The organism is Rheinheimera sp. 4Y26, from assembly GCF_025245835.1.
GTDB lineage: Bacteria > Pseudomonadota > Gammaproteobacteria > Enterobacterales > Alteromonadaceae > Pararheinheimera.
In genome coordinates this window covers 14430-28159 of the sequence record NZ_JAOBWS010000007.1, presented here as the reverse complement: position 1 = coordinate 28159, position 13730 = coordinate 14430, and the positions used below count along the sequence as shown (strand labels likewise).

The following is a 13730-nucleotide window of genomic DNA, read 5'->3' as shown; positions in this document are numbered from 1 at the left end:
CTGGCGCATGCGCGCTCACCAGGCTTTTTTGCGAAAACCTTGCCGCCAATTGCCGGCAAGGCTTTGCTGAGTGTCGAGCATAGTGCTGTTTCAGCTGTGACTGGCAAAAAAAGTGATTTCTGGTGAATTTCACGGATAAGCGGTCGCAATCAACTGGCTAGTTACAACGGCATAAAAAACGGTCACCTCCAGGTGACCGTTGTGGGGATAAAAATCAGTATCTATCTGGTCTCAGTTTTCGGCGATGTTTACCGGACCGTTGATCTGATTGATATTTAAATCGCCTGAGCCGTCATCATCAATGGTTAAACCCAAACTTTGTTCAACGCGGATATCGCCAGAGCCGTCGTCAATAGTGACTATGCCACTGATTTTACTGATGTTCATATCGCCTGAACCATCATCAACCCGCACATCGCCCTGAATATGGCTGATACGGATATCTCCTGAGCCGTCGTCGAGAATAAGGCTGGCGCCGTTATCCACAAATAAGTCGCCTGAACCATCATCAATGCGAAGTGCACCTTGTAAACCTTTGACATCCACGTCACCTGAGCCATCGTCTAAGGTCAGCGCAAAACTGGCCGGTACTTTGACCACTAAATCAATATAAGGGCTGTTGCCGTAAGAAAAGCTGCGATCAAAATCAGCGACCAGTTTGGCGGCATCCCCTTGTTTTTCAAGCGTTAAAATGAGTTCCGATTCTTCATGGTTGTAAATTTGTGCCACCACTTCAACCTGAGTCCGGCCAGCTTCACCCTGAATGATCAAAGCTCCGGCGCCGGTGTCAGCCTGCAGTTGTTGTAAATTGCTGGCATCCAGTGTCAGCACCTGTTCGGAGTGTTCCAGCGAGGCAGAGCCCGGGCCACCAACGTGAATAATACAACCGTTTAAAAAAACGGCGGCAGCAACGGCAAATGCAATAGGTTTCATAAGGTTCAGGCGATTTATTTTAGTTGACATAACAATTCCTTGTGGAGTTTGGATGCCACAGGAACGCAAATTAGATGCCATGATTAAATCATTTTAAAATCAATATGTTAATGTGTTGCCGGCTAAAGGGAATGTAGCGTAATATTAAAAATTAGTGATTTTCACCACTTTTTTGTCTGCAATAAAATAGTCAGCGACAGGCTGGTGTTAACCTGCTCTGGCTTGTTGTCGGGCGAGTTGCTGATACCGCTTAAACAGAATTTCCACTCTTTTGACATAAGCTTTGGTTTCAGCATAAGGCGGAATGCCGGCATATTTGGCAACGGCTGAAGGACCGGCGTTGTAGGCAGCGCTGGCTAAACGGATATCTCCATTAAAATTTTGCAGAAGTTTTGCCAGATAAGCGCTACCGGCCAGAATATTACTGTGGCTGTCAAAACTGTTTTTGACACCAAGTTCACGTGCAGTTGCCGGCATCAGTTGCATTAAACCGCGCGCGCCTTGTTTGGACACTGCTCTTGGCTGAAAACCGGATTCGGCGTGGATCACTGCGCGGATCAAAGCCGGATCCAACTGATGGGTGTTGGCGGCCACTTCAATACTATCGGTAAACTTATCGGCAATAAGCCGGGTTTTTTGCCAGTCCAGACTGGAGTCAGGCCGGCAGGCGTAACAATCAAACTTCAGTAGTTTATAAGGCTGATTGATAGGTGCCCGGTCGGAAAACGCCACTACGCCGTTTTTCTGAGTGTACTGATACACATTGGCTGCACTGGCTGGAAAACAGCTGATGCTAAGCGCCAATAACAGTGCAAGACCACAATACAGTGGCCTGACAACAGTTGGTTTTGTCTCATTAGTTAGCAGCGGCATTTTTACATCACAACAAAAGTTCTTTGGTTATCAAAGCTGGTTTTGCCGACAAATGCAAGGAAAAAACCAGGGTACTTCGGCGGCAAACATATTCTAAAGTTTTGATTTTTAGCTATTTGTTCCTAAAAGTGCCTGCTGTGCCGGCGCAAGGCGCTTTGCCGTGGCTTATTGTCGGGTTAAGGTAGTGCAGTTTTTTATTTTGCTGAAAACGCGGATGAACTGTTCAACACACAGCGTTATTTGTGCTGTATTGTGCTCAGCGCTTTTTCAGCCGCTACGGCAGTCACAAAGATTGCAGGTTCAGTTGATGCCTTCAAAGCACGGGAGAATAGGATGTCATTAGAACTAACAGCTGCAGGTGCGGGGCACAGTAAAGAGCGGGTAGGGCCGGATTTTTCTTTGCAGTTAATGCAGCAGGCGCAGCAAAAAGCCTGGCAGGCGCTGCAGGCTATACAACAGGCATTAAAGCCGGGTATCAGCGAGGCAGATGCTGTGCTGCTTGGCAAAGAGATTTTGCAGGCACATGGTGCACAAAGGTTATGGCATCCGGTGATTATCCGCTTTGGCAGCAATACCACCAAAACTTATGATGAGCCCTCAGATCGCAGTATCAGCTTAGCTGAGGATGACATTGTTTTTATTGATATAGGCCCGGTGTTTGAGGGCCACGAAGCTGATGTGGGCGCCACCTTTGTGTTAGGGCAAGATGAGGAAAAACAACGTTGTGCCGACGCCGCCGCGCTGATTTTTCAGCAGGTGCGCGAGCGCTGGCTGGATTTGGGCCTGACCGGTGAGGCTTTATACCAGTATGCTGAGCAGCTGTGCAGTGCGCTGGGATATCAGCTGAATCTTGCCATTAAAGGCCACAGGCTCAGCGACTTCCCGCACAAACTCTATCAGGGCGGCAGTTTAGGCGATTTTTCCGGGCAACCGAGACCAGGCGTCTGGGTGCTGGAAATCCAGTTAAAGCATCCGAGTCTGCCTTTTGGAGCTTTTTATGAAGATGTGTTGCTGGCAACCGATGTTGAGCCAGCTGAAGGTTGACAAATGCAGGCGGCAATTGTTAAGTAAAGTCGGGCGAAGGGCGGCAAGCTTAGCTGTCGCTTCGCAGCACAGTACGAAAACGCGGTAAATCGAGTTTTTGCAACAGTTGTTGTAAAGATTGCAGATAAAGTGGCTGCTCTGGTGCGAGCTGATGGGCAAAATAAAACATTTTGGCCGCCAGACGCAGTTCATTTTGCTGCAGATACCTTTTGGCCAGTTCAGCGTAAGTCGCAGCTCTGTCTTTTGGATCGATAATCAGATCAAAAGCATGACGATACAGACAACTTGCAAAAACCCTGCTGCTGTTATCGGGCAGCTGATGCAGCTGTTTACTGGCTAAAAACAGATAATCAACCACCGAATGCATGTCGTGCACAGCTGCGTACACCACAGCGGCATGGCAAAGTTCGGCCAACGAGGCATGCTCAGACAGTTGCCTCTGATACGTCTGAAGTAACAGGCGGGCTTCCTGTTCGTGATGTTCAAAACAACATAAATGTGCTTTGAGTAATATCAACTGGCTTTCAACCAGCGCTAAGTCTTTGTCGTCGCCGATTTGTTGCAACAGCTGTTTTAACTGCAGTTGGTAAACCGGCGCTTTGAAAGCATCTTCGTTTAACGTCAGCAGATACAACATAGAACGGGCCTGGGCGATCAACAGTTGTAAATACACTTCACCTTTGGCTGCAAGGCGCTGTTTACGCTCGATAAATTCAAAAGCTTGTTCTGTTTTTCCGGCCAGCACCAGCACCAGCTGTACTAAGCGCACCATGTTCATCGACATGCCGACACTTGGAATTTTACTGGCCACTTCTGCGGCTTTGGCATAATCGTGTTGTTGCATCGCCAGATAAATCTGCCACAGCTCGCGGCGTTCTTCGTATTTGGCGAGTTCCTCGGATGGGTCCTGCAAAAAAGCTTCACAGGCTGCGATATCACCCCTTTCATAGCGGATTTTAAATAAAGCCCACAAAGCCCAGCCGTGTTTCTCCGCAAGCGGCGCTTTTAATAAGGGGATCACTGCATCAAACTGGCCTAAATCCAGCAACAGCTGCACCTGTAGTTTTTGTAATACGGCCTGCAACGCGGCAGGAACTGGCTGGCGCTGGGTGTGTCGTGTGAGTTTCAGTGCATCGGCGTATCTGTGTAAACCGGCCAGGCTCAGGATGGGTTTGAGCCAGTGACTGAACATCACATGCTGCTTCAGTTCGTGGTCCAGATGCATTTTATTAAAAGGCCGCTCCAGATATTCGACCTGATGATAGGGGTATTCGATGGCATATTTGGCTCTGTCGTTTTGTTTGGCCAATAACACCAGTCGGGTGCGGCTGGGTAAAATGCCGCCACTGATCATTTGTTCAACCACTTCAGCGCCTGTTCTGCTCTCGTCAGCGCCATAATCGAGAAATATTACGTCATAAGGCAGTTTTTCACTCTGGCTCAGCACTTCGTCGACACTGCGACTGCTGGTCAGATTTTTAATGCCAAGGCCAATCAGCATTTGTCGGATCAGGTGCAATAAATCCTGATCGGATTCAATCACCAGCACCTGAAGTTCAAACAGTTTACTAAAATCTAACTTTAGTCGGCTCAAGCCTTGACCTCATCTGCACAATTGCTGCAATTTTTAGAAAAAAAGTGATTTTTATCAGTGAGTAACTGCATGCAAGCTTAGCTGTGATTAAAGATTACTGCAAAATGCATTCAGGCGAAATAGCGGGGGGACTATGATTTACCGGCAAACAAAGCTAAAGTGTCGCTGCTTCATTGTCTTTGCTCAGGAATTGCGCTTTTAATTAGTTTTATCGATTAGGCATATTGATTTTATTCGTTATGCCGAATTGTCATGTCGCGGTACTATGATTTCAACGCCAAGACTTTCAAGCAGAAAGTCCGGATTTTAACCACAATATGGAGAATGACGAATGTCTATTATCAACAGCAAAATCAAACCTTTTAACGCTCAGGCTTTCCATCAGGGTAAATTCATTTCTGTTTCTGACAAAGATCTGATCGGCAAATGGTCAGTGGTTTGTTTCTACCCGGCTGACTTCACTTTTGTGTGCCCAACTGAATTAGGTGACCTGGCTGATTTTTATCCTAAGTTCCAGGAAATCGGTGTTGAAGTGTACTCAGTATCAACTGACACTCACTTCACGCACAAAGCATGGCACGATGCTTCTGAAACCATCAAAAAAATCAACTACCCAATGGTTGCTGACCCAACAGGTTTAATTACCCGTAACTTCGACGTGATGATCGAAGAAGAAGGTCTGGCTCTGCGTGGTACTTTTGTGATCAACCCTGAAGGTGTTGTGAAAGTTGCTGAAATCCATGATCTGGGTATCGGCCGCTCTGCTGCAGAACTGTTCCGTAAAGTTCAGGCTGCTCAGTACGTTGCAAACCATGACGGCGAAGTTTGCCCGGCTAAATGGACTCCGGGTGAAAAGACTCTGGCTCCTTCTCTGGACCTGGTTGGTAAGATCTAAGCTTTCCCAAGCTGAAAAAAAGCCGGACTTGTTCCGGCTTTTTTGCTTTTTGCACAGCGCTGTTTTTAGTCCTGCTTTTTTGCAATGGATGCTGTTATTTTTAATCGTAATTATAGATTGGTTGTATTTGTTTTATTCGTTATTTAAGTTCAGGCTTTTTGGTTATGATGTATTTATCAACTTCAGGAGTGGTGCTGCAAAAAAGCTGCAGCGGCGCTCAGGGCCAAAGCCAAACTTATTTGTCACAGTGTCATAAGGAATTAAAAGATGTTAGATAACAACCTGAAAAATACGCTGCGTAGCTACCTGCAAAACTTAAAAACACCGGTTGAGCTGTCTTTAGCCGTGGATCAAAGCGAAAAAGGTCAGGAACTCAAAGCCTTGGCACTGGATATTGCAACTTTATCTGACCTGATTGTGGTCACCGACAACCCAGCAGCCAAACGTATTCCGTCCATGCTGGTGCGCTCACAAGCCAAAGGCACAGAAATTACTTTTGCCGGTGTGCCTATGGGCCATGAATTTACTTCTCTGGTACTGGCGCTTTTGCACTCTGGCGGTCACCCTATTAAAGAAGAAGCTGCAGTGCTAGAGCAGATTGCGCTGCTGCCAGGTGAGTTAAATTTTGAAATTTACGTGTCGCTCAGCTGCCAGACCTGCCCTGAAGTGGTGCAGGCACTAAACCTGATAGCGGCGGTCAACCCGAACATCAAAACCAATATGATTGATGGTGCCGTGTTCCCGGACGAAGTCAGCAGCCGCAATATTATGGCGGTGCCCACTGTGTTCTTAAACGGCGAGCAGTTTTCCCAGGGCGCCATCAGCCTTGGCAATATTCTGAACAAAGTGGATGCCAATGCCGCCAGCCGTCAGGCTGAAATTCTGGCGAAAAAAGACAACTTTGATGTGCTGGTGATTGGTGGTGGCCCTGCAGGTGCTGCAGCTGCGATTTATTCAGCCCGTAAAGGCTTAAACACAGGTGTGGTTGCCGAACGCTTTGGCGGTCAGGTTGCCGACACAGTGGGTATTGAAAACTTTATTTCAGTAAAAGAAACCGAAGGGCCAAAGCTGGTGGCCAATTTAGAAGCCCACGTACGCCACTATGAAGTGGACATTATGAACAGTCAGAAAGCGATAAAACTGTCGCAAAATGAACTGTTTGAAGTGGAGCTGGCCAACGGCGCTGTGCTGAAATCCAAAACCGTTATTCTTTCTACCGGCGCACGCTGGAGAGAAATGAATGTGCCGGGTGAAAAAGAGTACCGTGGCCGTGGTGTGGCGTACTGCCCGCACTGTGATGGTCCGCTGTTTAAAGGTAAAAGGGTGGCGGTGATCGGTGGTGGTAACTCGGGTATTGAAGCGGCCATTGATTTAGCCGGTATTGTTGAACACGTTACAGTGCTGGAATTTGACAGCAAATTGCGTGCTGATGCGGTGCTGGTAAAAAAAGCGCAGTCGATGGGCAATATCGACATCATCCTGAACGCACAAAGCACCGAAGTGCTGGGCGATGGCAATAAAGTGACCGGCATTAACTACACGGACCGGGTTACAGGTGAAGCCAAGCATGTGGCGCTGGCCGGTATTTTTGTGCAGATTGGCTTGGTACCAAATACCGAATGGCTGCGTGGCACTGTTGAGCTCACCAACCGTGGTGAAATTATTGTGGACGCTCATGGTCAGACATCGATGAAAGGTGTGTTTGCGGCAGGTGATGCTACCAACAGCCCCTTTAAGCAAATTATTATTGCGATGGGCTCTGGTGCAACAGCTTCGTTAGGCGCTTTTGACTATCTGATCCGTAACTAACTTCTGTTTATCTCCGTTTTACCGCAGCTTCGGCTGCGGTTTTTTTTTTGCGGATTTGCGTTCATTTGTCTGTTGTGAAAAAAATTAACAGCTGCTTTGCAGAATAAAGCTCGGACTTGCGTACCGGCCAGAGCTGGCAAGGCGTTACAAAAAACAAAACCCCATCAAATCATTGACTTGATAGAGTCATGTTCAGTGTTGTTAAACCAGCACTCAAGGTTAGGCGGCCGGGAGCTGTGCCAACAGTGGTGAACCAGGGAAGCCGGCATCAGGGAGCAACGCTGGTTTGCCGGCAATTTCTTTAGGCAATCTGGTTTTAATTTGCTCCAGTTGCACCAGGTCGTTTTGCTGGCTGTAAATATAATATTTCAGCAGATCAGTTCCGGTATTCTGTGCCATCCCAGGCTGTGCCAGGGTTTTCAGTGCCTGTGCATAATCAGCTTTTTGGGTATGCAGCAGCGCCAGCATATACAAAGAACCTGGTTTTAAATTGTTGTTGGTTTCACGCTGTAAAATAGTCAGCTCTTTGAGCGCCAGATCCGGGTTATTCAGCTTTAAATAGCTGTTTGCCGTGATGTTGCGCAGAAAATAAGGCACTGCAGTTCCATCCGGATACCAGCTTTCAAAAGCCGTGATGATCTCCTGGTATTGGCCGAGTTTATGTTGCACATGCGCCAGCAGGGTAAAAGCGTTTAGCTTTAGCATTTGCTCTTCGCGTGCGCCAAGCGGCATGCGGTTATGCCGCCAGGCATCAATATTGGCAACGACCTGTTTTAATTCGGCCGCATCTTTACTTTTCGCCCTGGCGGCGGCCTTTAATAACGACTCTTTCTGGATTTTATAATTCAGGCTGAACTCTGGCCGTGCAGCTGATGCAGTGGCTTCGACAGTGGCCGCGGCCGGAGTCTGCTGTTGACTAATATGTGCCGCTGCAAAGGTGCTGATGGACACCGCAGTCATCATAGTCAACAGATGTTGTATCTTCATAACTTTCTCCTTGTTTAACATTTTTACTCTTTGCATATTAAAATCCGGGCTATTCACCATGGCTAGCATGGGTCCAACAGACCAGGATTGGGGGGCCGGGCCTGACAACGGTTTTAATAACAGGCTGGCTAAATCAAACTGATATTGTTGTTGTAACAGGGCAAAACAGCGTTCGTCGCAACTGAGCTCCTGCATCTGGCGTGCTTTGCGTGCCAGCAGAGCGCAGACAGGGTTCCACCAGAACAAAGATTCAGTAAGGCAAATCAGCCATAACCAGCGAAGGTCGCCTTGTTGCAGATGAGTGTTTTCATGTAAGAGCACCGACCTGAGTTCCGGCCGGCTTAACAACTGTGGATTAAGCCAGATTGTTGGTTTAAAAATGCCGGTCGCAATAGCTGCAGTGTTTAACCGGGTGACTTTCACCGGATAGGGTTGGCTGAGGGATGACAAATGCGGCTCGTCAATTGCGTCTTGTTGCAACTGCCTGAGCATGCTCCGATAGTTCCACACCCGATACAGAAACAACAACACGCCGGGGATTAAGGCGGCTGTGGCTAACCAGTCCCAGCTCAAATGCATCAGCCAATCTGGCTCAGCTGCGCCGGATTGGAGTGCGGTTTCGGCAGTTGGTAGCGGCAGCAGCGCAGTTTGCACTCTGATGGTGTCCACTCCGATAAAAGACTCCAGCTGCATCTTGCCGGGGAACAAGCCGGGCATCAGCTGCCAGGGCATAAACCAGCTGCATAACGCCAGCATCAACAAATAAAAACTGACTCTGGCCGGTGCACTTTTTAACAGCAGCACCGCAAGCAGCAGACTGACACTGATGGCCAGATTGGTAATCAGATAATCCATCATCAATTTGCCCCTACCTGGCTGGTTTTTTATCTTTTAATAAATTTTGCAAATATTGAATGTCGTCATCATTCAGCTGTTCCTGCTGAATAAAATGGGCAATTAAACTTCTGGAATCACCACCAAAAAACCGCTGCATAAAACCGGGTGTTGCCTGATCTGACAAAGTGCTCTGCGCAACGGCAGAGCGGTAAATAATGGCTTTGCCTTGTTGTCCGCATCTTTGCACCGCGCCTTTTTGTTCCAGCCGGTCGATAATGGTTTTGACTGTGGTGTAAGCCACTTTTCTTGTTTTTGCCAAATGTTCGTGCAGCTGTGCCGTGGTGCAGGGTTCCTGTTGCCACAGCAGTTGCATCACATCAAGTTCAAATTCGCTGAGTTTCATCTGCTTTCCTATTACTACGTTTGTAGTTTTTATTTCTACGAATGTAGTAGTTTGATGTTCAGGCGTCAACAGCAAAATGTAAATTTTTTAAGGGTAAAGTTACAGAGTGGGATTTGTTGCCTTTGCCGGCTTTGAGGTTTCACTGGCCGCATCTTGCAGGAACTCAGCAGAATGCTACCCACTACGCCTGGGGAGTCGGATATAACAGGCTAGGTTTTTTTGCTGGCGTAGCAGCGGTGAACGTGCTTTGCTTAGAGGCAAAATAAATACAAATCAGCGCTTTATCGGCGTTGTACAACTATGACTGTGACAAGGCTCGTGGCTTGTTGCAGCACAGAAGGGGATTGGCATGTTTACGGATATTGTCGGACGCACTGAAAAGCGCTTGTGGTTGGTATTAAGGTTGACGCTGGCGCTGCTACTGGCCATTCACGGCTGGGCCCGTTGGTTAAATGGCGGTGTACTGCCATTTGGCGACTGGCTTAGCAGCCAGGGCCTGCCGGCTGGTTTTTATCTGGCGGCTTTTGTCACAGGGTATGAAATTATCGCAACTCTGCTTTATGCCGCCGGCAAATGGGTATGGCAGCTCAGTGTTGGTTTTATGCTGATTTATGCTACTGGCCTGGTGCTGGTGCATGCCCCTTTTGGCTGGTTTGTGGTTGGCGCCGGCCGTAATGGGGTGGAATACAGTGTGCTGTTACTTGTGCTGCTCTGTTGTATTGGTTACCGCGATTATGTCAGGGCCAAAGACCGGCACCATGAGTTTAATTAAGTTGGCATTCCGGCAAACGATTTCTATCTGACCGGGCTCCCGTAACTGGTTTTCCCTTGGCTGGTTTTCTCTTGATTGGTTTGCCCTTGACCGGTTTTCCCTTGACCGGCTTGCGGGGGCGATAAAAATCCGGTTTTTATCGCCAAAACTACTGCATTGATCCTATTAGCAAAAAAAGCCCTTTAAAGCCATGCCGCGCCGTTATATGGTGTTTTGTATACAAAATAACAGGCGCGCATATACCAGACCCGCAACGCAGGTTGCGCCAATCACAACAGCAGAACCATCAAACCCGAATGTTTAAAAAATCAAAAGGAACCCGGATGAAACTTGTGCCTTTAACCGGCTTGCTGCTGCTGACAGCAGGTTTTTATAGCCACGCCGATACAGCTGCTTTAAGCAATTTGGCTCTGTCAGGTGCTGCGGTCACGCAGGATCAACTGCCCACTGTGGCAACTTTTACCAAAGGTATGAAACAGCAGCAGGGCTACTTTGATTTTTATTATGATGAGCGCAAGGACAAAGTGTATCTGAAGGTTGATAAGCTGAATCAGCCCTTTATTTTTCAAAGTTCGCTACCGCGCGGTCTGGGTTCCAATGATATCGGTTTAGACCGCGGTCAGCTTGGAGATACCCGCCTGGTGCAGTTTGAACAATATGGCAATAAAGTGATGCTAAAACAGCTGAACACTTATTACCGCGCTGAGTCAGAAAACCAGGCCGAGCGGTTAAGTGTAGAAGAAGCTTTTGCCAGTTCAGTGCTGGCGGGCTTGCCGGTGGTGGCCGCTGAAAAAGGCCAGCTGCTGGTCGATTACAGCGAATTTTTATGGTCAGATATTCATCAAATCAGCAGCCGTCTTTCGGCGCAAAATCAGGGCAATTTTAGCCCTGATAAAGATCGCAGCGGCGTGTATTTAGCACGCAGTAAAGCTTTCCCCCGCAACACTGAACTTGAAGCCATGGTGACTTATAGCGGCAGCAAAGCCGGTGAATTTGTCACTCAGGTAACGCCTGCCGCTGATGCTATCACAGTTCATCTGCATCACTCTTTGGTGGCCTTGCCGGAAGAGGGTTACCAAAAACGGCGTTTTCATCCTTATTCGGGTTTTTGGAAAGTGGAGTATATGGACTACGCCACGGCCTTTGATGAACCTATTACCCAGCGATTATTGCCAAGGCACCGGCTGGTGAAAAAAGATCCAAAGGCCACACTGAGCGAAGCTGTTCAACCCATCGTTTATTATCTGGACCCTGGCGTGCCAGAGCCAGTGCGCACTGCACTGAAAGAAGGTGCTTTATGGTGGAACAGTGCTTATGAAAAGATTGGTTATAAAAATGCTTTTCAGGTGAAAGATTTACCTAAAGATGCCGATCCGATGGATGTGCGTTATAACGTCATTCAGTGGGTACACAGAGCTACTCGCGGCTGGTCTTATGGTTATGGCGTCACTGATCCACGCACCGGCGAAATTATCAAAGGCCATGTCACTTTAGGATCTCTCAGGGTACGGCAGGATTTTCTGATTGCCACTGGCCTTACCGCTCCTTATCAACAAAACGGCAGTGCCGACAGCAGCAACGCCAAAGCCATGGCGCTGGCGCGCATCCGGCAATTGTCGGCGCACGAAGTGGGCCACACCCTGGGGTTAATTCACAATTTTGCCGGCAGTGCCAATGGCCGATCTACCGTGATGGACTACCCGCATCCGCTGGTGGACTTACGAAGTGGCCATATAACGCTCGACAATGCCTACCGTGAGGGGCTTGGCGAGTGGGATTATTACGCCATCGCTTATGGGTATGGCGATCATTCAGACGCAGAGCGCCTGGCGCTGGTGCAAAACGCCAAACAGCAAGGCCTGGAATATATGGCCGATGAAGATGCACGTCCGCAAGGCGGCGTCAGTGCTAAAGGTCATTTATGGGACAACGGCGCCGACGCTGTGGCTGAACTCAGGCGGCTTGGTGAAGTGCGCAAGCAGGCATTAACACAGTTTGGCCTGAACAATATCCGCGCCGGGCAACCGCTGTCAGCTTTGCAGGAAGCCTTAGTGCCTATTTATGCACTGCACCGTTATCAGGTGGAAGCCGCGGTAAAACTGATAGCTGGTGCTTATTATCAGTATGAACTCAAAGGTGATTATGAAAATGCCAAAGGATTTCAGTGGGTTGAACCTGATAAACAGCAACAGGCGCTGGATGCCATTTTAGCCACGATAAAGCCGGATTATCTGCTGCTACCCGCTGAGTTGTTAGCCCTTATTCCGCCCAAAGCCTTTGGCGACAGTGATGGCCGGGAAAGTTTTAGCGGCCGTTATGGCCTGGCCTTTGACCCAATAAGCGCTGCTGAAGCTGCCGCCAACCATAGTTTAAGCCTGTTGTTACATCCACAGCGGCTGAACAGGTTAAGCGGTCAGCAACAGCTGCAGCCAATGCTGGCAAAGCTGCTGGATGCTACCCTCAGGCAACCATGGCCGGCACAAGAGCAGGCAGGGTCATCAGCGCAAGCACTGGTGCAACAAAGGGTGGGACATGTGGCTTTTTATCAGCTGATGCAAAGCCTGACCGCAGCTGACACAGCGCCGGAAGCCCGCGCTATAGTGCGCTCAGAGCTGATGCAGCTCGCGGTGTTTTTGCAGAAGCAGTCCAATGCCAGCCAGCAGTTGCTGCTGAGTCAATGGCAACAATATCTGCAAAGTGGCAAGTGGCAGCCGGTGTTTGTACCTAAAGAGTTACCGCCCGGGGCGCCTATTTAATGGCCAAAAGCCACTGTTGCTGCGGCGTTTGCTGTTCGGCATTGTTTTGACTGATGCAGAGAATACAGACAAATAAATCAGCTTGTGACGGGTTGGCTGGTTAATGCGACAGAACTTTCTGGTTTGGTGAACTCGGTGAGCAACAACACAAAACTGTGTTGTTGCTCAGCTTTTGAACGCTGTGAAGGCTATTGCTTAACCGCGGAATGAAAACACTGAACGGAAACCGCTGCTGCTGCGGCTTGAACGTTTTTCTGCGCGGCGGCGGCGCATCCAGGATTGTAATTCCTGGCGTTTACTTTCCAGCCAGTCGGCTTTACTGGTTTGTGCTTCTGCGCCGCGACGTTCGATTTCGTTTTGGCGATACTGACAAAACTCGGTGTAAGCCTGTAAATCTTCTGCCAGCTCCTGCGCCACTAACTCAATCATAATGGCGTCATCCAGAAAGCCCAGCACAGGTAAATGATCGGCAATCAGGTCTTCTGGTTTGGCGAAATAGGCTAAAGCCGACAACACATCCAGTTTTTCTTCTTTGGTTAAATCCCATTCACTGTCTTCCACCATCGCCACCAACAGCTCAAGCTGTTTCAGGCGGCTGGCGACAAAGTCCGGCACCTGATGTTTGACTTCACCCGCCAGCTTGCGGGCAGCTGCCAGCACTTCGGCCTGGCTTAGCTGACTTACCGATTGCTGGGTTTTCTGCATAATGTTGCGGAAGTATTCGAGGTCTTGCTCCTGCAGTTCAAAACTTATATTCAGTGCCATATTAAGTTCCCTAATTGATGAATGATGACAAGCCGTTGCGGATAAAACCGCTGAAAGCTTGC

At 48.6% G+C, this 13730-nt stretch carries 11 protein-coding genes; 5 read left to right on the top strand and 6 right to left on the bottom strand.

Going from position 1 to position 13730, the window contains the following annotated elements:
• Positions 1–231 precede the first annotated feature (231 nt).
• The gene (locus N3Z11_RS10415) at positions 232–963 is read right to left on the bottom strand and encodes a DUF4097 domain-containing protein (protein ID WP_260657121.1); all 732 of its coding nucleotides are present in this window, start codon (positions 961–963) and stop codon (positions 232–234) included.
• 177 nt (positions 964–1140) lie between these two features.
• Positions 1141–1806 carry a lytic transglycosylase domain-containing protein gene (locus tag N3Z11_RS10410; protein ID WP_260657120.1) on the bottom strand — a complete coding sequence of 222 codons (666 nt, stop codon included), beginning with the start codon at positions 1804–1806 and terminating at the stop codon, positions 1141–1143.
• Between the two features lie 333 nt (positions 1807–2139).
• Here N3Z11_RS10410 and N3Z11_RS10405 point away from each other — a divergent pair, with 333 nt between their 5' ends.
• Entirely contained in the window at positions 2140–2850 is a 711-nt protein-coding gene (locus N3Z11_RS10405) for a M24 family metallopeptidase (RefSeq protein ID WP_260657119.1), read from the top strand.
• A gap of 49 nt (positions 2851–2899) precedes the next feature.
• Here N3Z11_RS10405 and N3Z11_RS10400 read toward each other — a convergent pair whose 3' ends face one another.
• Positions 2900–4444: a hypothetical protein gene (locus N3Z11_RS10400; RefSeq protein ID WP_260657118.1), complete on the bottom strand. Its 1545-nt coding sequence runs from the start codon at positions 4442–4444 to the stop codon at positions 2900–2902.
• Positions 4445–4775: 331 nt separating this feature from the next.
• Between N3Z11_RS10400 and ahpC the strand changes: the two genes are divergently transcribed.
• Positions 4776–5339 (top strand): alkyl hydroperoxide reductase subunit C, encoded by a 564-nt coding sequence (gene ahpC, locus N3Z11_RS10395; protein ID WP_260657117.1) that lies wholly within the window; start codon positions 4776–4778, stop codon positions 5337–5339.
• Positions 5340–5606: 267 nt separating this feature from the next.
• Entirely contained in the window at positions 5607–7148 is a 1542-nt protein-coding gene (ahpF, locus tag N3Z11_RS10390) for an alkyl hydroperoxide reductase subunit F (protein WP_260657116.1), read from the top strand.
• A gap of 219 nt (positions 7149–7367) precedes the next feature.
• On the opposite strand, the gene N3Z11_RS10385 is transcribed toward ahpF, so the two are convergent.
• On the bottom strand, positions 7368–8993 hold the full coding sequence (locus N3Z11_RS10385) for a M56 family metallopeptidase (protein WP_260657115.1): 1626 nt from the start codon (positions 8991–8993) through the stop codon (positions 7368–7370).
• Positions 8994–9003: 10 nt separating this feature from the next.
• Positions 9004–9375, bottom strand: coding sequence for a BlaI/MecI/CopY family transcriptional regulator (locus tag N3Z11_RS10380; protein ID WP_260657114.1), 372 nt, complete (start codon positions 9373–9375; stop codon positions 9004–9006).
• A 349-nt stretch (positions 9376–9724) separates the two neighbouring features.
• Between N3Z11_RS10380 and N3Z11_RS10375 the strand changes: the two genes are divergently transcribed.
• Both N3Z11_RS10375 and N3Z11_RS10370 read left to right on the top strand, forming a co-directional pair.
• Positions 9725–10147: a DoxX family protein gene (locus N3Z11_RS10375; protein WP_260657113.1), complete on the top strand. Its 423-nt coding sequence runs from the start codon at positions 9725–9727 to the stop codon at positions 10145–10147.
• A gap of 323 nt (positions 10148–10470) precedes the next feature.
• Positions 10471–12903 carry a zinc-dependent metalloprotease gene (locus N3Z11_RS10370; protein WP_260657112.1) on the top strand — a complete coding sequence of 811 codons (2433 nt, stop codon included), beginning with the start codon at positions 10471–10473 and terminating at the stop codon, positions 12901–12903.
• 195 nt (positions 12904–13098) lie between these two features.
• Here N3Z11_RS10370 and N3Z11_RS10365 read toward each other — a convergent pair whose 3' ends face one another.
• Positions 13099–13668, bottom strand: coding sequence for a YkvA family protein (locus N3Z11_RS10365; RefSeq protein ID WP_260657111.1), 570 nt, complete (start codon positions 13666–13668; stop codon positions 13099–13101).
• Positions 13669–13730: the final 62 nt, after the last annotated feature.